The sequence below is a fragment of the Paenarthrobacter nitroguajacolicus genome, assembly GCF_031455195.1.
GTDB lineage: Bacteria > Actinomycetota > Actinomycetes > Actinomycetales > Micrococcaceae > Arthrobacter > Arthrobacter nitroguajacolicus_D.
In genome coordinates, this window is the sequence record NZ_JAVDSH010000002.1 from 149,546 (window position 1) to 167,493 (window position 17,948).

17 protein-coding genes and 1 tRNA gene are annotated in these 17,948 nt (G+C 65.0%); 11 read left to right on the top strand and 7 right to left on the bottom strand.

Annotated features, from left to right (window positions below; all coding sequences use genetic code 11):
- Position 1 precedes the first annotated feature (1 nt).
- The gene (locus tag J2Y68_RS04500) at positions 2 to 1,915 is read left to right on the top strand and encodes an ABC transporter ATP-binding protein (protein ID WP_309990281.1); all 1,914 of its coding nucleotides are present in this window, start codon (positions 2 to 4) and stop codon (positions 1,913 to 1,915) included.
- 1 nt (position 1,916) lies between these two features.
- Here J2Y68_RS04500 and J2Y68_RS04505 read toward each other — a convergent pair whose 3' ends face one another.
- From J2Y68_RS04505 to J2Y68_RS04515, 3 genes are all read right to left on the bottom strand, one after another.
- Entirely contained in the window at positions 1,917 to 2,315 is a 399-nt protein-coding gene (locus tag J2Y68_RS04505; protein ID WP_309990282.1) for an NUDIX hydrolase, read from the bottom strand.
- On the bottom strand, positions 2,312 to 2,755 hold the full coding sequence (locus J2Y68_RS04510; protein WP_309990285.1) for a DUF6314 family protein: 444 nt from the start codon (positions 2,753 to 2,755) through the stop codon (positions 2,312 to 2,314). The genes J2Y68_RS04505 and J2Y68_RS04510 overlap by 4 nt, the downstream gene beginning before the upstream one ends.
- Before the next feature lies 1 nt (position 2,756).
- A tRNA-Arg gene (locus J2Y68_RS04515) sits at positions 2,757 to 2,829 on the bottom strand.
- Between the two features lie 104 nt (positions 2,830 to 2,933).
- On the opposite strand from J2Y68_RS04515, the gene J2Y68_RS04520 reads away from it, so the two are divergent.
- Positions 2,934 to 3,734: a DUF998 domain-containing protein gene (locus J2Y68_RS04520; RefSeq protein WP_309990288.1), complete on the top strand. Its 801-nt coding sequence runs from the start codon at positions 2,934 to 2,936 to the stop codon at positions 3,732 to 3,734.
- Positions 3,735 to 3,800: 66 nt separating this feature from the next.
- On the opposite strand, the gene J2Y68_RS04525 is transcribed toward J2Y68_RS04520, so the two are convergent.
- A complete protein-coding gene (locus J2Y68_RS04525; protein WP_309990291.1) occupies positions 3,801 to 4,427 on the bottom strand; it encodes a hypothetical protein in 627 nt (208 codons plus the stop codon).
- Between the two features lie 33 nt (positions 4,428 to 4,460).
- On the opposite strand from J2Y68_RS04525, the gene J2Y68_RS04530 reads away from it, so the two are divergent.
- The 7 genes from J2Y68_RS04530 to wsfD all read left to right on the top strand — a co-directional run bounded on the left by J2Y68_RS04530 (position 4,461) and on the right by wsfD (position 11,573).
- Positions 4,461 to 5,306 carry an inositol monophosphatase family protein gene (locus tag J2Y68_RS04530; protein WP_309990294.1) on the top strand — a complete coding sequence of 282 codons (846 nt, stop codon included), beginning with the start codon at positions 4,461 to 4,463 and terminating at the stop codon, positions 5,304 to 5,306.
- A gap of 144 nt (positions 5,307 to 5,450) precedes the next feature.
- Positions 5,451 to 6,767, top strand: coding sequence for a PVV-CTERM domain-containing choice-of-anchor G protein (locus J2Y68_RS04535; RefSeq protein ID WP_309990296.1), 1,317 nt, complete (start codon positions 5,451 to 5,453; stop codon positions 6,765 to 6,767).
- Positions 6,768 to 6,809: 42 nt separating this feature from the next.
- Positions 6,810 to 6,992, top strand: coding sequence for a hypothetical protein (locus J2Y68_RS04540; RefSeq protein ID WP_159703403.1), 183 nt, complete (start codon positions 6,810 to 6,812; stop codon positions 6,990 to 6,992).
- Positions 6,993 to 7,084: 92 nt separating this feature from the next.
- On the top strand, positions 7,085 to 8,446 hold the full coding sequence (locus J2Y68_RS04545; protein WP_309990298.1) for a glycosyltransferase family 2 protein: 1,362 nt from the start codon (positions 7,085 to 7,087) through the stop codon (positions 8,444 to 8,446).
- A complete protein-coding gene (xrtS, locus tag J2Y68_RS04550) occupies positions 8,446 to 9,042 on the top strand; it encodes an exosortase S (RefSeq protein WP_309990300.1) in 597 nt (198 codons plus the stop codon). Before J2Y68_RS04545 ends, xrtS begins: the two co-directional genes overlap by 1 nt.
- Entirely contained in the window at positions 9,032 to 9,913 is an 882-nt protein-coding gene (locus J2Y68_RS04555; protein WP_309990302.1) for a septum formation family protein, read from the top strand. Before xrtS ends, J2Y68_RS04555 begins: the two co-directional genes overlap by 11 nt.
- Positions 9,906 to 11,573 carry a glycan biosynthesis hexose transferase WsfD gene (gene wsfD / locus J2Y68_RS04560; RefSeq protein ID WP_309990305.1) on the top strand — a complete coding sequence of 556 codons (1,668 nt, stop codon included), beginning with the start codon at positions 9,906 to 9,908 and terminating at the stop codon, positions 11,571 to 11,573. The genes J2Y68_RS04555 and wsfD overlap by 8 nt, the downstream gene beginning before the upstream one ends.
- Here wsfD and J2Y68_RS04565 read toward each other — a convergent pair.
- From J2Y68_RS04565 to J2Y68_RS04575, 3 genes are read right to left on the bottom strand one after another with little or no spacing between them, the layout of a single operon-like run.
- Entirely contained in the window at positions 11,547 to 12,188 is a 642-nt protein-coding gene (locus tag J2Y68_RS04565; RefSeq protein WP_309990308.1) for a response regulator transcription factor, read from the bottom strand. The two genes, wsfD and J2Y68_RS04565, sit on opposite strands and share 27 nt — an antisense overlap.
- Positions 12,182 to 13,327 carry a hypothetical protein gene (locus J2Y68_RS04570; protein WP_309990311.1) on the bottom strand — a complete coding sequence of 382 codons (1,146 nt, stop codon included), beginning with the start codon at positions 13,325 to 13,327 and terminating at the stop codon, positions 12,182 to 12,184. The genes J2Y68_RS04565 and J2Y68_RS04570 overlap by 7 nt, the downstream gene beginning before the upstream one ends.
- Positions 13,328 to 13,341: 14 nt before the next feature.
- Positions 13,342 to 14,571 carry a sensor histidine kinase gene (locus J2Y68_RS04575; RefSeq protein ID WP_309990314.1) on the bottom strand — a complete coding sequence of 410 codons (1,230 nt, stop codon included), beginning with the start codon at positions 14,569 to 14,571 and terminating at the stop codon, positions 13,342 to 13,344.
- Between the two features lie 72 nt (positions 14,572 to 14,643).
- On the opposite strand from J2Y68_RS04575, the gene J2Y68_RS04580 reads away from it, so the two are divergent.
- Together J2Y68_RS04580 and pcrA are read left to right on the top strand one after the other, a co-directional pair.
- Positions 14,644 to 15,312: a response regulator transcription factor gene (locus J2Y68_RS04580; RefSeq protein WP_257368885.1), complete on the top strand. Its 669-nt coding sequence runs from the start codon at positions 14,644 to 14,646 to the stop codon at positions 15,310 to 15,312.
- 79 nt (positions 15,313 to 15,391) lie between these two features.
- Positions 15,392 to 17,935 carry a DNA helicase PcrA gene (gene pcrA / locus J2Y68_RS04585; RefSeq protein ID WP_309990318.1) on the top strand — a complete coding sequence of 848 codons (2,544 nt, stop codon included), beginning with the start codon at positions 15,392 to 15,394 and terminating at the stop codon, positions 17,933 to 17,935.
- Positions 17,936 to 17,948 lie beyond the last annotated feature (13 nt).

The following is a 17,948-nucleotide window of genomic DNA, read 5'->3' on the forward strand; positions in this document are numbered from 1 at the left end:
CATGAGCATGGACCGCGTGGCCTGGAGCTCGCTGTACAACATCACCACTGCCAAGTCCGGTTCCAAGCCGTTCTCGAAGGAAACGCTGAAGCGGGTGATGGCTTTTGCCGCCCCGCACAAGGGCAAGCTCATTGCCTTCGTCATCGCCTCGATCGTGGGAGCGTTCCTGGCTGTTGCCACCCCGGTGCTCGCCGGGCAGGTGGTTGATGCGATCATCGCGAACGCCGGTGTAGGAACGGTCATCTGGTTGGCTGTCCTGATCGCGATTGTGGCGGTGGGTGAAGCGGGTGTTGGCTTGCTGACCCGGTGGTTGTCCTCGATCATTGGCGAGGGCGTCATCGTGGATCTGCGCACCCGGGTCTTCGACCACGTTCAGCGCATGCCCATTGCATTCTTTACCCGCACCCGGACGGGTGCGTTGGTGAGCCGTTTGAACAACGACGTCATCGGGGCCCAGTCTGCGTTCGCCGGCACCCTGTCCGGCGTGGTCAGCAACGTGGTGGCGTTGGCCCTGACCCTGGCTGTCATGCTCAACACGTCCTGGTTGGTGACGGTGCTGGCCATGGTGCTGCTGCCAATCTTCCTCATTCCTGCACGCCGGATGGGTTCGAAGCTGGCGGATCTCCGCCGTGAAGCTGCCGCAAACAACGCCGCCATGGGCACCCAGATGACGGAGAGGTTCTCCGCGCCAGGTGCCACCTTGGTGAAGCTGTTCGGCCGGCCGGATGAAGAATCGCGGGAATTCGCAGCCCGTGCCGGACGCGTCCGGGACATCGGTATCCGCACCGCCATGCTGCAGTTCACCTTCGTTACCGCGCTGACGCTGGTCTCGGCGTTGGCCCTGGCACTTGTTTATGGATTGGGCGGTTGGCTGGCCATCGGTGGCCAACTGGCTCCGGGCGATGTGGTGGTCCTCGCGCTCCTGCTGACCCGCCTCTACGCTCCGTTGACTGCCCTGTCCAACGCACGCGTTGAGATCATGAGCGCCTTGGTCAGCTTTGAGCGCGTTTTTGAAATCCTGGACCTCAAGCCCCTCATCACCGAGAAGCCGGACGCGGTATCCGTGCCCGCGGGTCCGGTGGCGGTGGAATTCGACAACGTCCGATTCTCCTACCCCTCAGCGGACAAAGTTTCCCTGGCCTCCCTCGAGGAGGTGTCCACGTTGGACACCCGCGGCGGCGAGGAAGTCCTGCACGGCGTCAGTTTCCGGGTGGAGCCCGGCCAGACCGTGGCCTTGGTTGGCTCCTCCGGGGCGGGCAAGTCCACGGTGGCGCAGTTGCTGTCCCGCTTGTACGACGTCGATTCCGGAGCCGTGCGGTTGGGCGGCCAGGCTCCCGGGGCAGGCGTGGACGTCCGCGATGTCCGCTTCGATTCACTGCGTGACACCCTGGGCATGGTCACCCAGGACGGCCACCTGTTCCACGAAACCATTGCATCCAACCTTCGCCTTGCCCGTCCCGACGCCACCGAGGACGACATGTGGGATGTGCTTAGGCGGGCCCGCCTGGAACCGATGATCCGATCACTGCCCGACGGCTTGGAAACAGTGGTAGGGGAGCGGGGCTACCGGCTCTCCGGCGGCGAACGGCAGCGGCTCACGATAGCCCGGCTCCTCATCAAGCAGCCGCGCGTCGTCATCCTCGATGAGGCAACGGCCGCGCTGGACTCCACCAACGAAGCCGCCGTCCAGGCGGCCTTGGGGGAGGCGCTCGAGGGGCGTACCGCCGTCATTATTGCGCACCGTTTGTCCACCATCCGGGCAGCCGACGCGATTCTGGTGGTGGAGGATGGCAGGATCGTGGAGCGTGGCACGCACACTGAACTGCTCGCTGCCGAGGGACGCTATGCCGAGCTCTACCAGACCCAGTTCGCGGAAGCCACGGCGGTGGCGCAGGAAGCAGTCCCGGAGCTCTGACCTACTTGAGTGCTGTGAGGGCGGGCAGCACATGGTCGGTCAGGAGCGGCGCAAGGTCCCCGGGCAGCGGCGCATGGAGGTCCAGCCAGCGGATCTCGGCGATCTCCGCCGAAGGGTGTGCCAGCCAGGTTCCGGGGGCCGTGAACACGGTGGCTTCAATGGTAGTTTCAGCCTCGTTGGCGGCCGTAGCCAGCCAGACACCCACGGGTTGGAGCTCCTCGGGCGGCACGTCGATCCCGACTTCCTCCAACAGCTCACGGGAAGCAGCCTGGGCCGCGGTTTCGCCGGCTTCGGGCTTGCCGCCGGGGTGCATGAACTTGTCCGTTCCGCGCTTCCGGACGGTCAGGAGGTGCCCGGCTTCGTTATAGACGCAGACGGCGCTGACAATGATCAGGTTCATTTTTGCCTCTTCAAATGCGATTCGAGCAGCAGATCCTTCGCAGGACCACGGACATCCCAGGCGAAACTGAACGAATCCGGCCCCTCGTAGGTGTAACTGACGCGGTAGTCGTCGGGATCGCACCAGTGCTCGTCCTCATGGCCCTGCTCGGAGAAGTTCATGACGTGGAAGGGCCGCCCGTCGGGAAAGAAAACGTCCATCGACTCCGGACCGGCCCCGGGCCTGAGGAGGTACTCGCGGAATGCCGCGCCCGAATGGGTGGGCCAATGCATGGTTCCGTCTTCACGGTAGTCCAGCCCGCCGTCGGCGTTCCCGCTGTAACGCACGACGCCGGTAAAGGTACCGCGGGTGCCGGAAGCCCGGTCAAGGAGGGTCCGCTCCACGTTCCAGCTGCCGGCCAGGTAGGCCCGCAGGTCCGGGGTGGGGTGCTGGTGGTTCAAGTGCCCTCGATTGGAATCGAACCAACGACACCGGCTTTAGGAGAGCCGTGCTCTATCCACTGAGCTACGAGGGCCTGCGTCCACGGCATGAAACCCATTTCTGGAGCTCACGGCCCGGACACGACTACAAGCATACAAGCTGCCAGGGCAGTGCCTGAACACGGCTAGGCTGGCGACCATGAAAGGGCACCTGACCGCAGCGGCTCCAGCCGGATCGTTCCTACCCGACGTGCGAAGCGTCCGCGCAAACATCGGCGGCTGGGCGCAGCTGAGCGTAGTCCAGTACTTCGTGGCCGAGGCTGCGGCGATCCAGGCCTGGGCTGGTCCCGAGCCCTACAGCAGGGCAACCGGGTACATCAGCGACCTCGGGGCGGTGTCCTGCGGTATGTACGAGGACAGGTCGGTGTGCTCGCCGTTGCATCTGCTCATGAACGCATCGTTTGTGGTCCAAGGCCTGGGACTGGTCCTTGGTGCACTGTTCCTCACAGCCGGGCTGCTGTACGTCGCGGCGCGTCCAGGCATGCCTGCCCGGCGGTTCCGGGATGCACCCAACACCCCCGCTCCGGTGCGGGTGCTCACAGTCCCGTGGCTCCTGGCGGTAGGTGTCCGCGTCCTGACCGGGGTGGCCGGTGTGGGAACAGTGCTGGTGGGCCTGGTACCAGAGGACCTGGATTCGCCGTGGCACTTCGCCGGGGCGCTCATGTTTTTCATCGGGGGAGGGTTCGCCCTGATCCTGCTTGCCGTGCTGTGGTTCCGGCAGACCCCGGTGAGTTGGTTCCTCGGCGCGTGCGGCCTGGTCTGTATCTCTGCGCTCATTATTGGCGGGATCACCGGAATGGATGTGCCCCAGCCCGGAACCCTGGAGCGGTTGATGGGCTACCCCGTCACTGTTGGATTGGCAGCGGCGGGCCTGGTGATCGCCCAGCGCGTGCAGCGGCATCGCAGGGAGCTTACGGCACGGAAAAGCGCAGCAAGGTGAGGTGGGCCGGTCTTCGGTCGCCCCTCGCGAACAGGTGGCGCGTTGGGCGGGCAGGAGCACGGAAAATCAGGCGGGTTTTGCGCCCTTCCGCCCCAGGAACACGGCAGCCACGCCGCAAAGGAGACTGACCAGGAACAGGACCCAGGACGCAATGGTGAGGCCGGAAGCCAAAGCCACAGCACCGGCGTCGGGCGTTTCGGCGGCCAGCATCGAATCGATGGCCACGTTGGACCACAGGTGGGCCACTGCGAACAGCAGCGGAGCGGCCCACATGGCCCAGCGCCAGGACTTGCGGGCCACGTTGGTGCCGATCAGCAGCAGCCAGCTAAACCCGAAAATCAGGGGGAACAACGTACCTGCGGTCTTGTGGACGTAGTTCAACTGGCCGCGCGCGGACTCGTCCATCGCGGCGCGGAGCTGCCCCACGTACTCCTGCGAAAACCCGCCGATCAGCGAGTCCGGCATGGCCAGGCCTCCGGAGAGCTGCGTCATCTGGTTCAGGGTCAGCAGGTGCAGGTACCAGAACAGGAACAGGCTGGCCACGACGCCCGCGATCACAATGAGCTTGGAGTTGCTTTGGGCCTTCTGCGGGGTGCGTTGCGTGGTGGTGTTGATCACGGGAGGCAGCGAGTGATCGGGAACCACTGCCTTTGCTCCGTGCTTCTTGATGCGCTGCGCTGGTGTCTTGGCCATGTCATTCATTATCCCGCCACATAAGCTGGACCCATGACCACCGGCAGGCACACCGCAACTGAACTCGATCCCGCACTCGACGATTACCAACTGGCCAGCGCCCTGGTCCGCGAAGCAGGCCAACTGGCACTGCTCATGCGGATGGGCGGCCTGCAGGGTGAACGGAAGACGTCGGTGTCCGACGTCGTCACGGCAGCCGACCACGCGGCAGAGGCTTACGTCCTGGAACAGTTGCGGCGCTGCCGCCCGGAAGATGGCATCCTGGGCGAGGAAGGCGCATCAGTGGCCGGCACCAGCGGCCGAACCTGGGTGATCGACCCCGTGGACGGAACCTACAATTTCCTGCACGGCTCCACCTACTGGTGCTCGGCCATTGCCCTGAAGCGTGACGATTCGGACCACGGTGGCAACCCTGTGGTGGACCCCGAGGTGTTGCTCGGCGCCATCTACCAGCCCGAACTGGACAAGCTGTGGCTGGGCGGACACGAACAGGCCGCCACGCTGAACGGCGATCCCATTTCAGGTTCCGGAGACCGCGCGGTGGGCGAGATCTGCGCCGCAACCTACATCCACCCCACGTGGCTGGCCGATCCGCGCACGGCCATGCCCTGGCACGCCGCAGCCATCACGGCCGCGTCGCTGCGCATGTTCGGTTCAGGTTCCTGCGACCTCGGCCGCGTCGCCGACGGCGAACTCGGGTGCTGGTTCCAGCACAGCTGCCCCGAATGGGACTGGCTCCCCGGCAAGGCGATCGTACGTGCGGCCGGTGGGGACACCGCCGTCGTGAAGGTCAACGGAATGAACTGGTTCGTCGCTGGAGGCACGACGGCGGTCCGCGACTTAAGCGCGGCCCTCGCCTCCGTTCCCCAGTTCGCCTAGGGGCCCGAAAGCGGCGTTAACCCCTTCGGGTACCACCGCGAACTGCCACCGCTTGCCCTTGTTACTTTGCACCGGGGGGCGACTGCCCCCACGGTCTCAGCTGCAGAACAGCCCTGTCCTGCAGCGTTCGCAAGGGGGAAGTACTTGAACAGCAAGAGCAAGCTGTGGCCCACAGCCGTCGGCGTTACCGCCGTCTCGGCTTTGGCCATCGGCCTCGTAGCCGCACCCGCGGCAAATGCAGCACCCACTGACGTGATTTCGCTCGGCAGTGGCCAGATCATCGATGGTTCCGTCCTGGCCATCCCGAACTTCGCCAACCTCGCCGCCAACGGCGCGGCAACCGCCCAGCAGATCGGCACTCCGCCCACCGGGCCGGCGGTTATCGAGGACAGCGACCCGCTCGACCTCAGCGCCGTGTTCGGCGTCGTCAACGTCGGCGCGGGCAACATTCCGCTGCTGCAGAACAACGGCATCATCCAGGTTGGCGCGGTCAGCCAGTACGGCAAGGCCGTCAACGACGGGTCCTCGGAAGCCTTCTCTGGTACCGTAAGCGGCGCCCCCGGACTGGTCACGCTGCCCGCGGGCCTCCCAACCTCGGGTGACCCATCCATCCCCGCGGCCCGCATCACGGCCGGTACCGCCGCCATCCTCGGTGGCACCGACCTGGTGAACCTCAACCTGGACATCACCACCCTTGCCGCAGCAGCCAAGAAGGACCAGGGCGCTGCACCGCAGGGTGCCTACGCCGTCGCAGGCGTCTCGGCGAACGTTGGCGGCACCTTGGTGGGGGGCGTCTCCACAGCACTCACTCCGTTGCTGAACACCGCCAACGTGGCTTTGTCCGCTGTTGGCCTGCCCATCACCAACCCGCTTGCCAGCGGCGTCATCGAGATAACCGAGGCTGACCTGTTGGCTGCGGCCGGTGTCGCGGACCTGAACTCGCTGCCTGCCGGGACCGACCTCGTCTCGTTCCTGCCGGCTGCCGTGTCAACCAAGATCCAGAGCATCCTGGCCACCACCCTGTCCAGCACCCGCGCCGCGGTTCAGGCATTGCCTGACACCCTCCCGCCGCTCGGCCTGCCGAACGTCGCCAAGACCACGGCCCTGCTTGCAGTCACCACCCTGGAAACGGCAGTCAACGGTTTGGTAGGGGGCCTGGCGACAAGCTTGGTCACTCCCTTGGGCAACGCATTGACGGCCCTGGTTTCGGCCAAGGTCAACGTCCAGGAAACAGCTCCGTCGGGTGCCTTCACCCAGCGCGCCCTGCAGGTTGGTATTGCGGGTGGCTCCATCGCCACCGTCAACCTCGCCAGCGCCACAGTTGGTCCCAACCTGGACGCGGCGGCCATCCCGCTGGTTAACACCGACACCATGGCCATCAGCGGTGGCGTGGCACTCCTGGCACTGCTCACCTGGCTGTTCGTTCGCTCGCGCCGCCAGACTGCGGTAGCTGCTGCCTGATCGCTGTGAGCGCATCAAGCAACAGCGAAAGGAGAACGCCTCATGTACGGCCATAACTGGACTGCAGGCGGCACGGCAGCCGGCGGTACCGCCCTCGCTGTTACCGGTGCCCCAACCCTTGGTTGGGTCATCCTGGTGGGTGTCGCACTGCTGATTACCGGCTTCGTGGTCCTGCGTAACAGCAGGCTCAAGGCTGCGAAGCGGGATACGGGCCCCAACCCGTAGCACCACCGGCGGGACGGCTCCTGCAAGGGCCGTCCCGCCACCCCTTACCTCCCATCCCGGCCGATCGGCCAAGCCCTAAGCATCGGAAATACATGTCAGTACTCGAATCCGCCCAGGCATTGGCTTTTGTGCTGCTGGTGGTTTTTCTGTCGTACATCCTGGTGATCCTGGTCCCGTTCCTTCGGCGAAAGCCTGATCCCGAAGGCGATCCCGGCAGTTTCTCGTGGCATGTGTTCATCCCGTGCCGTGACGAGGAAGTGGTGATCGGCAAGACCCTTGAACTGCTCCGGGCGCAATTCCCGCAGGCCCACGTCTGGGTTGTCGACGACGACAGCGACGACGCCACTGCGGACCTCGTCAGCGCCGCCTCCCACCAGGACGACATGATCCACCTGGTCCGCCGCCGGCGTCCGCTCGCCCGCACCGGTAAGGGCGACGCGCTAAACGCCGCCTACCGGTCGTTGGACTCCTGGCTGCCCGCCGGCGTCGACCGTTCTTCGGTGATCGTCCTGGTGGTCGACGCCGATGGTCACCTTGCCGGCAATGCCTTCCGGCAGGCGGCCGGTCCGCTCGCCTTCGGTGACCCCGAGGTAGGTGCCGCACAGACCGCCGTCTGGATGTCCAACCTGGACGATCCCGACCTCCAGGGCGGCACAGGCCGGGAACGGATCAAGCGCTCGTTCGGCCGCTACCTGGTCCTGATGCAGGACATGGAATTCAGGACCACCATCGCTGCCATGCAGTCCCTGAGGCGCCACACGCTGACGGTCGGGTTGGGCGGCAACGGCCAATTCACCCGGTTGTCTGCGCTCGATGCCATCGCCAGGACCTCAGGCCAGCCATGGCACGGTGCCTTGCTGGAGGACTACGAACTGGCCATCCACATCATGCTGGGCGGCTATAAGACGGTCTACATGCATGACACGCACGTGGCCCAGGAAGCTCTGCCGGACCTGCGGCGGCTCCTGACACAACGGACGCGCTGGTGCCACGGCGGGATGCAGTGCAGCACCTACCTGAAACGGATCTTCGAGTCGTCGTACTTCAGCAACGTTGGTGCCATCGAATCCAGCTACTTCCTCATTCAGCCCTTCATCCAGATCATCGGCCTGGTGCTGTGGCCCACCCTGTTCGTCACCATGGTGGCCCAAGGTGCCCTGACCATGGGCAGTTTCGCGGCGTGGATCTCGGCCGCGTGGTTCATCATCCCCTTGATCTTCGCAACGGGCGTCCTGCCTTTCGCCCTGTGGGGGCTCGTGTACAGGCGGCAAGTCACTCCGGAAAAGAACTTCATGACCGGGGTCGCGTGGGGCCTTGGCTATTGGCTTTACATGTACCAGAACTACGTCACCGTGCTGAGGGCAACGTACCGCCTCATCACGGGCCGCCACGGGTGGGCGAAAACACGCCGCAACCATGAGGCCGACGTCAAACTACTAGCGAAGGAAGCCTAGTGGCTGCGAGCGCCAACCTCAGTGATGTCAACGTTCCCCGGGGGCCACGCGCCATCCCTGCGCAGAAGGCCCGTGGCGGAGGCATGCTCGGGTTGCTGTTCCTGGCCGCTGCCACAGTGGCCATGCTGCAGCAGGACCACATCAGGGCAGCGGAAGCATGGCTCATGGCTACGGTTTTCGACGGGATCCTGGGCGGGGCGTCCTACAGCGTGGACGACATCATCTTCCACAACGTGGGGGCGGGCCAGCCCTATGCCCTCATGGTGACAGGACTGTGCTCCAGCGCGGTTCTCCTTACGCCCATCGCCGCCTTGGCGGGGATCCTGTTCCTGATGGGGCGGATTCCCGTGTCGCGGCTCATGCCTGCTGCCCTTACCGCCCTGGCTATCGTGTGCCTGAGCAACGCGACCCGGTACTTCATGATCGCTGCCGCCCAACAGAGCTGGGGCCAGCAGGGCTTTGACCTCATGCACCACTTCCTGGGTTCCTTCGTAGTGATCTTCGGTTTCGTGGCCGCAATCATCGTCCTGGTGCGTGCCGCCGTCGTCCGCAAGAACCGCCCGGTTGCAAAGCGGAGGGGGCGGCGTGCGTCCTAGACGGCAGGCCGTGCTCCCGGCTCTCGCTTTCGCTTCGGCCCTGGCCCTGACCGGCTGCGGCGCCGGTGCTGCGGTGGACGCGGAGGTTGGCACGGGCTTCACGGACAGTGGAATGCGCGTGGGGCAGTGCTACCTCATTTCGACTCCAGAGGAATATGGAGCCAGTAGCCATACCGGTCCGGCGGTTGCCTGTTCTGAGCCGCACACCACTCAGACTTTCCTGGTGGCTACTGTGCCCCAGCCGCTGTCCGAGCAGACGGAGCGTCCCTTGCACGAGCAACTCCAGAACCTCACCGCCCGTTTGTGCCCGGCTGCGGAACTGCGCAGGTACCTTGGCGGCACGGAGCGGGATGCCACCACAGGAATGGCAATCACTGGTTACTATCCCACCCGCGCTGACTGGTCGGCCGGTAGCAGGACCGTCCGTTGCGACGTCCTGACAACCACAGCTGATATGGCTCCCAGGGAAAGCAGGGGCGACCTCAAGGACGCCCTGGCTGGGCCGGACTCCGCTCCGATCCGGCTTTGCTACGTCCAGGAGATCACAGACGGCGTGCTGGGTTCCGAAGGTACGGACACGTCCTGTTCCGAGCCGCATACTACTGAGGATGTCAGTGCCTGGTTTGGCCAGGACGCTTCGCTGGTGCCATTGGTCGCGCAGCAGGAACGCTGCCTTCCTTTCGTGCTCGATTTCCTGAACGTGGATGTTCTCCCCGCAGATGTGGAAGTTCGACCGATAGTGCGCGTCGACGGCGGTGCGCGGGCTGTCCGTTGTGGCGTGGCACTGCGGCAGTCAGCGGGTCCGGAACGCTGGACCGGGACCCTTGCACCCGTTGCGGGCACGGTGAGTGGGGAAGTGGCCAATGGTTGAGACGACGGTTGGAAAATCAGCCAAGTCCGACGTCGAGGAGTTCGCTCCTGTTCCTGTGAGGTCCGGCATGGGCCCACGGTCGGGCCCGCTGCGCATGGCGGGGAGGTTCCTCGCGCGGACGTTCGGTCCTGGAGAATTGACCCTGGGGGGAGTCCGAACCCCGGCCATCGTTGCAGGGCTGGTGTCCGCCATTGCGATGCTGGTGCGGCTGTTTGTGCCGGGTCCGGTGGGGGTGGCCGACCAAGGAGATGGCAATGGCCTGGTCTGTTCCCTGGGCGTAAGTAACGTCCGGCCCTGGGACTACGCAGATTTCACGCGGTTCATCTACCCCAGCTGGACACCCCATCCGCTGGTGGGTGAAGCATGCGGTGCCGCCGGATCCGGTGAACCGGTGTACTCGTCCCAGCTAGCCTTCCTGTGGTTGGGGAAGCTGGTTACCCCGCTCTTTGGTTGGGGTGGCGGTCTGGATATGCGCGCAGTGGGCATCGTCTGCTGCCTGGTTTTCGGCCTGTTGATCGCCGCGCTGGTTGCTGTGCTCCCGGGCCGTGCCAGCTTCCGGGTCCTTATCGCCGCCTTGGTGACCGTGGTGATGGCCGACGGCGTTTTTGCTGATTTTTTCATCTCTCCCTACCCCGAACCCGCGGCTTTCCTGGGAACGCTGGGGTTGTTGGTGGCCCTGTTGAACTACTGGAACGGTGCCCGGAGCCGCTGGCTGACCATCCTGCCGGTGGTCGGTGCCGGCGTATTCACCATCGCGGCCAAACCCGAGATGGTGTCGTGGCTGCCTGTGCTGGCGTTGGCATTGTTGTGGTTGCCGCAGGGGAGCACGCGACGTTCAGGCCGCCGCGCGCCGGAAGGAAGCCGATGGCGTCGGTTCGCGATGCCGCTGGTGGCGATCATGGCCATTGCAGCCTTCACCGTGGCCTTCATGGCGGTGCAACCGAAGCGCACCGCCGACCTGAACATCTACAACGCGGTCTTCGCTGAACTGCTGCCCCACAGCCCCACCCCGGAGGAGGACCTGAAGTGGTTGGGGCTTGACCCGGGATTTGTTGCCGCGAGTGGCACTACCGTGGCGTCGTCGAGGTCGGCTGCGCTGACCCCGAGGTTCCACGAATTCCAGGAACAGGTGGGCGCCGGCAGGCTTGCAGCTTTCTACCTCACCCATCCTGAACGGCTCATTGGAATGGGCGAACGCGGGATCACCGCCATGCTGACACCTGAACTGAGCTACATCGGTTCGTTCATGGAGGGCCAGGGCCACGAGCCGTTCGCCAAGGACCGCCGCTTCCCGGTGGTATTGGGCTTGTTCACCGCATTGAAGTCGGCACCCGTTGCCTTAGTGGCAATGCAACTGCTGACGCTGCTGCTTGGACTCGCCGTGGCTTTCCGCAAGAAGGCCGCCGTGGGACGCGTGGCAGTGGTGGTGGTCGTGGCAGGGTGGCTGCAGTTCTGGGTGGTCGTACTGGGGTCCGGGCAGCCCGAGATCTATCGGCAGCTCCTGGTCTCCGGGTTCCACGCGGCACTATGCGTGCCGCTGCTGGTTGCACTGATCAGCATCCTCGCGTCCGGGCCGGAGAAGGCGCTGCAGCAAACGGAACCTCAAGCCATGCCGGAGGCGGGACCGGAGGAGCTACGTAATCCAGCCGTCAGTGCTTAGCTGCTTGCGCAGGCTGATCACGTTGCCGAGCCTTATCCCGGCGGCTGCGTACCGCTGCCTGATCCGGTGCAGGTGGGCCTTGACGGTTTGTTCGCTGATTCCCATGGCATCTGCCACGCCGCGCACAGGCATGGCTTGGCTGCCCAGGTAGAGTTCCGCGAGGCGTTGTTCACGAAGCGACAGCTTGATCCGAACCGGTGCCGTGTCCACCATGACGGCCGCGACTTCCGGGGGCACATAGAGCTTCCCCACGGCAACGGAGCGGATGGCGTGCTCTATGTACTGGGGTCCGGCGGCCTTTGGCACGTACCCGAGGGCCCCTGCGGCGCAGGCAGCCCCGGCGTCCCACCCATCCAAGGCGGTGGCAAGGACGACGACGCGGAGGCCTGCCCCCACCAATTGGCGCACTGCTGGTACCAGCTCCTCGTGGCTGTCTACGGTGCCCAGCACAGCGACATCTATCCCTTGCGCGGCCCAGCCTTCGCCCTGGTTCCCGGGCGGCAGGGCGGTGGAACTGGCGCTGATCACCAGGTCCGGCGCGTGGCAGCGGAGCCAGGCATCCAGGGTGTCGATCATTAATTGGTGGTGATCCACCACCAGCACCCGCGTCACCATTGCCGGGGCGCTTTCACGTGGACCATGATGCTGGCACCGCTGGGGTCCGTTTGAACCCGGGGGACACCCAGGGTTTCCAGTTCGCTCCACAGGGCGGGGGTGCATCGGCTGGGATTAAGGTTGCGAACCCTCCACGTGATCAGGATGCGGTCATCCAGGTCAGGCTCAAGGAAGACCTGGAGCGCGCCGCCGGCGTCCGCGCTGCCGCGCTCGGGACCGCCGACGGGGGTTGCCAGAAGCATGGTCACCGCCAGGACCGCCGATCGTTGCGCCTGCGGGATGCGCTCGGCGAGGTCCGGCTGGGCAGCCACGGCAACCGTGGACTCCATCTTGGCCAAGCCCAGCGCGGCGACGAGCCACGTACTGGATTGCAGCAGCATCAACTGCCCCCTTAGTTGTGAGGCCAAAGCCTGTGCTTCTTCGGCCACCGTTGGATCCAGGGGATGGTGCTGGTTCCTGGCCACCTTGGCGAACAGTTCCTGTATTTGGTGACGTGTCTGTGCCAACATGTCGGACGGCGCGGGTAAGTGCACATCAGCGGGTCGTTCTTCCGGGGAGGGCAATGCGGTTCCCTGCCGGGACACGGCCTGTTCCAGTCGGCTTTGGATGCCGACGACCGCCAAGGCTCCCAGAAGGCCCGGAATGAGGGTGATGAAGAAGATGAAGAGCCCTTCCCCGGACCCAAAACGAGGCGTCGTAGCGTAGTAGACGCCGCTGAGGACCGCGTTGACTCCCACCAGGAACAGGAAACCCATCAGGTCCCACCGCATGCTCAACAGAAAAACCAGGGCCGTCCCCATGAGGACGTTGAACGCCAACGCGTCATAACCGGAGTCCACGGTGACCGTACTGGCCGTCGCGAATCCGGAGGCAACGGATGAACCTAGCCATCCCAGGCGCAGCCAAGGCAAATAGGAGGCCCGGGTCTTTGGATCTGAAGCGAACATCGCAAGAGTGAATCCCAGCAGGTCGAAGGCCTGAGCGCCAAGCCTCATCAGGTCCCGGTCACTTCCGTCCAAGGAGTTGGCCGACGTGACGAAGGAAACCGACCAGACGGTCAGGGTCCCGGCCATAAGGATGCTGCGGGAAAGGAACAGCGGACCGGCCTTGCCCGAGATATAGGGACGTTCCGGCTTCATGCTGCGTCCGCTCCTCATGCTGTATCCACGTCCAGGACCACGGTGGTGCCACGGCCGGGGGCGGACAACACCCTGGCGTGGCCGCCCACATCGTTCATGCGCTGCACCACTGATTGCCGTAGGCCGAAGTGCTCCGCTGGCACAGCGTCTGCGTTGAAGCCGGAGCCCGCGTCGCTGATCAGCACCGAAACCGCTGAGCCCGACCTTGAGACGAGGACATCGACGTGGTCCGTGCCCGCGTGCCGGGCAGCGTTGACCATGCACTCTTCCGCCGCGTCAACGAGCGCCCTTTGAAGGTTGTCCGGCAGGGCACCGGCCTCACCAAAGACTTCGACCGTGAAAAGCTTGCCGCTTTGGCGGCCGGCCCGGTCCCTGAGCGCCTCGGCAAGTTCAGGAACACTGGAAGGTTCGACGACGGCCACCCGGGCCTGGGTGCGCGGCCCGCCGTCGCCGCTGCTTGCCGAGGAGACGGCAGCGGCAGCTGCGGTGGGTCCCGAAGCCAGCCCGCCGGCGTCGTGCGTGGCGGAGGCCAGCAGGGCACGTAACTCGTCAGGGTCGGCCCCCGCCCCGCCGCGGGCGAGCACTGTCAGCGTCCTCAGGGTCGTGTCGTGGAGGAGCCGGGCCTGGGCCATGGCGGCGTCGGCCGCATCCCGCGCGAGGGCCTGGGCCGTGGCGGATTCCTGCCGGATCGCCTGGTCATCGCAGTGGATGGCCACTGCCTTTGGTGCTGAATGGCGGATGACGAGCATGACGAACCAGGCGCCCAGGACCGTCAACGCGGTGGTGGGGCCCAAGCGGTGCATCACGGACACAGCGTAGGTGTGCCCGAATACCAACAGACCGAGGAACGCGGTAAACAGAACGGAGCGCCACGTGTTCCGTAACGCCAGGACCAGGACAGAGCTTGTAGCCAGCAGAACCGAATGTGCCAGGAGCAGGGAGTCGGAGTCCTGCCGGAACGTGACCCCGGTCAGAAGCTCGGACAAGGTGATCAGGGCCAGGACGGTGACAAGCCGGACGGGCCACGCATCGGTGCGGAGCATCGCAGCAAGGCAGGTGACGAGGACAACCACAACAGCGGTGGTGGCGGGGCTTCGCCAAGCGGGCCCGTCGCTGACCGGCCCGGCGTAGATCCATGCGGCCGCGACGAAAACGAAGCTGACCACGGCCCCGCCACGGGCCAATAAATCCGAACTACCCAGAGCCTCCCGGCTGGCCACCGGTCGGTCGATCCATGCCCCCATGAATGTCTCCCCCGAAACGTGTCACCTAATATGGTGACGACTTAGGCAGAATCATATGTGGGGAGGTCTGAAATGCTGCGCTACCCACTATCCCGACCCACCATCGAAGTGGACATCGTCGAAGACCACGCGGTCCTGCGGGAGGGCCTCGCCCAGTGGATCCAAGCCAATGCCCCAGGGATCCGGGTTGTGGGAAAATTCGCTTCCTGGGCCGAGGCTGCCGCCCACATCGGAGCCCTCTCGGATGTCGTGGTCCTGGACGTCCTGCTGGGCGACCATGTGCCGCTGCGCGCAAAAATCCAGGCAATCCTGTCCGCCGGACCCCAAGTGGTGGTCTGCAGCTCAGTCCTGGATCCAGCTGTCATGAGGCAGGCCATAGCGGCGGGCGCCCTGGCGTACATTCCCAAGACCGTGGCGGCCGGGGTGGTGGAAAGTGCGATCCGCAACGCAGCGCTGGGAGAGCCTTACATTACGGCGGAAGTCGCGGCGGCACTGGATTCCGAACGGTCCGGGCCGGTGTTGTCGGCCCGGGAACACCAGGTGGTGTCCCTTTATCTGGGCGGAACCGCCGGAACCCTTGCCGAGACGGCCAACGTCCTGGGGATCTCCGTCGATGGGGTGAAGAAGCACCTGGCTTCGGTGCGACGCAAGTTCCAGGACGGTCCCGAACCACTGACCAGGCTCGCACTCAGGGACAGACTGGTTGCAGGAGGCTGGCTGGTGGAGGACCCAAACCACTAGTGCATTGAAGGCGTGGAACCCGGGCCTGTGGACAACGCGCCGCTGACTGTCAGGGGCACCGCCTAGACTGGTAGGCACCATGGATATGTTGTTCGACCCCTACGCAGACGGACCCTTCAAAGCAGGCACCAAAGCCGCAGTCAAGGCTGCCCCGGAGCTCTCCGGCCCCGGTGGAGGCGCGGGTGGCGCCCGCCTGCAGGAGGGCAGCGGCGGCTCATCGGGCCCTTCCGACGGGCCTGCCTCGGGAGGCTGGAGCAACCACGGCGCCTCTGGCCTGCCCTCCGCGGATGCGCTCCTCCAAGGGCTTAACCCGCAGCAGGAAGAAGCGGTCAAGCACGCCGGAAGCCCCCTGCTGATCGTGGCTGGTGCCGGTTCGGGCAAGACCCGCGTGCTGAGTAACCGCATCGCCTACCTCATCGCTACCAAACGCGCCCACCATGGCGAGATCCTGGCCATCACCTTCACCAACAAAGCCGCAGCCGAGATGCGCGAACGCATCGAGGCATTGGTAGGAGCCCGTGCCAAGGCCATGTGGATCTCCACGTTCCACTCCTCCTGCGTCCGCATCCTGCGCAGGGAAGCTGCGAATGTCGGCCTCAACTCAAACTTCTCCATCTACGACTCCGCGGATTCGCTGCGCCTGATCACACTGGTGTCCAAGAACCTGGACCTGGATCCCAAGAAGTTCCCGCCAAAAGCCATCCAACACAAGATCTCGGCCCTGAAAAATGAGCTGATCGACGCCGACTCCTTCATTTCCTCGGCCAACCACAACGACCCCTTTGAGCAGGCCGTGGCGGAGGTCTTCAAGGGTTACGCCCAAAGGCTGCGCCAAGCCAACGCCATGGACTTCGATGACCTCATCGCGGAGACCGTCTACATGTTCCGGGCCTTCCCGGCGCTCGCGGAGTCCTACCGGCGGCGTTTCCGGCACGTCCTGGTGGACGAGTACCAGGACACCAACCACGCCCAGTACGCGCTGGTCCGCGAGATTGTGGGCCTGGGAAGCGATAGCGGGGTTGAACCGAGCGAACTGACTGTGGTGGGCGACTCCGATCAGTCCATCTATGCCTTCCGCGGCGCCGACATCCGCAACATCGTGGAATTCGAAGCCGACTACCCCAATGCCCGGACCATCAAGCTTGAACAGAACTACCGGTCCACGCAGAACATCCTCAGCGCCGCCAACTCGGTGATCTCCCGGAACCCCAACCGGCAGGAGAAGCGTTTGTGGACTGCCGAGGGCGATGGCGAGAAAATCGTTGGCTACGTGGGCGAGAACGAACATGACGAAGCCCAGTTCATCGCCAAGGAAATCGACCGGCTGCAGGACGAGGATGGGCTGCGCCCAGGCGATGTCGCCATCTTCTACCGGACCAACGCTCAGTCACGGTCCATCGAAGACGTCCTGGTCCGGGTGGGCCTGCCGTACAAGGTTGTAGGCGGCACGCGCTTCTACGAGCGCAAGGAAATCAAGGACGCCCTGGCATACCTGCGCGTCCTGGTGAACCCGGACGACGACGTCAACCTCCGCCGCGTACTGAACGAACCGAAGCGGGGGATCGGCGACCGTGCGGAGGGCGCTGTCGCCGCCTTGGCGGAGCGGGAACGGACGTCCTTTATGGCAGCCGCGCGCCGGGCAGACCAAGCTCCGGGCATGGCTACTCGCTCCGTGAACGCGGTGCTCGGATTCGTGAAACTGTTGGACGACCTCGCCGAAGTTGCTTCCGGTTCTGGCGCGGCGGCTGCACTGGAAGCGGTGCTGGAACAGACCGGCTACCTTGCTGGCCTGCGTGCAAGCAACGATCCGCAGGACGAATCCCGGGTGGAGAACCTCGCCGAACTGGTGGCCGTGGTCCGTGAATACGAGCGCGACAACCCCGAAGGCACGCTCGGTGAGTTCCTGGAACAGGTCTCCCTGGTGGCCGACGCAGACCAGATCCCTGATGCCCCGGGTGCGGACATCGACGCCGCAGTGGCAGAGGCCAAGCGGATGGGTGTGGTGACGCTGATGACGTTGCACACTGCCAAGGGCCTGGAGTTCCCGGTGGTATTCCTGACCGGCATGGAACACGGGATCTTCCCGCACCAGCGCTCGGCCACGGATCCCAAGGAGCTGGCCGAAGAACGGCGCCTGGCATACGTCGGCCTGACGCGTGCCCGCAAACGGCTGTACGTCACGCGATCCGAGGTCCGGAGCATGTGGGGCCAGAGCCAGTACAACCCAGCCAGTCAGTTCCTCGAGGAGATTCCGTCCGAGCTGGTGGAATGGAAGCGTGAAGGCATGAGCCGCCAGGCCGGCGGTTGGGGCAGTGCCCCTATCGGCTCCAACCGTTACGGTGGTTCGTTCTGGGGTGCGGGTACTTCCCGGGGAGCGGCAGCCAGCCCCACCGCAGGTTTCGACGCAGACGTTCCGGCCGCCGTCGCACGCAACAGGGTGCAGCCACAGAAGGAAGTCATTTCGGTGGTGGTGGGGGACAAAGTCAACCACACGAGCTTCGGCAACGGCGTGGTTCTGGGCGTTGAGGGCGCGGGGGACAAGACAGTGGCGAAGGTCAAGTTCGACGTCGGCGAGAAGCGGCTGCTGCTGCGTTACGCCCCGCTGACCAAACTGGATGCCTGAGGGCCGCACGGCA

What these genes read in the sequence shown, in the direction of transcription:
- J2Y68_RS04500 (WP_309990281.1), top strand. Translation starts at nt 2, where the DNA reads ATGAGCATGGACCGCGTGGCCTGGAGCTCGCTGTACAACATCACCACT.
- J2Y68_RS04505 (WP_309990282.1), bottom strand. Translation starts at nt 2,315, where the DNA reads ATGAACCTGATCATTGTCAGCGCCGTCTGCGTCTATAACGAAGCCGGG.
- J2Y68_RS04520 (WP_309990288.1), top strand. Translation starts at nt 2,934, where the DNA reads ATGAAAGGGCACCTGACCGCAGCGGCTCCAGCCGGATCGTTCCTACCC.
- J2Y68_RS04525 (WP_309990291.1), bottom strand. Translation starts at nt 4,427, where the DNA reads ATGGCCAAGACACCAGCGCAGCGCATCAAGAAGCACGGAGCAAAGGCA.
- J2Y68_RS04530 (WP_309990294.1), top strand. Translation starts at nt 4,461, where the DNA reads ATGACCACCGGCAGGCACACCGCAACTGAACTCGATCCCGCACTCGAC.
- J2Y68_RS04540 (WP_159703403.1), top strand. Translation starts at nt 6,810, where the DNA reads ATGTACGGCCATAACTGGACTGCAGGCGGCACGGCAGCCGGCGGTACC.
- J2Y68_RS04545 (WP_309990298.1), top strand. Translation starts at nt 7,085, where the DNA reads ATGTCAGTACTCGAATCCGCCCAGGCATTGGCTTTTGTGCTGCTGGTG.
- wsfD (WP_309990305.1), top strand. Translation starts at nt 9,906, where the DNA reads ATGGTTGAGACGACGGTTGGAAAATCAGCCAAGTCCGACGTCGAGGAG.
- J2Y68_RS04565 (WP_309990308.1), bottom strand. Translation starts at nt 12,188, where the DNA reads ATGGTGACGCGGGTGCTGGTGGTGGATCACCACCAATTAATGATCGAC.
- J2Y68_RS04570 (WP_309990311.1), bottom strand. Translation starts at nt 13,327, where the DNA reads ATGAAGCCGGAACGTCCCTATATCTCGGGCAAGGCCGGTCCGCTGTTC.
- J2Y68_RS04575 (WP_309990314.1), bottom strand. Translation starts at nt 14,571, where the DNA reads ATGGGGGCATGGATCGACCGACCGGTGGCCAGCCGGGAGGCTCTGGGT.
- J2Y68_RS04580 (WP_257368885.1), top strand. Translation starts at nt 14,644, where the DNA reads ATGCTGCGCTACCCACTATCCCGACCCACCATCGAAGTGGACATCGTC.
- pcrA (WP_309990318.1), top strand. Translation starts at nt 15,392, where the DNA reads ATGGATATGTTGTTCGACCCCTACGCAGACGGACCCTTCAAAGCAGGC.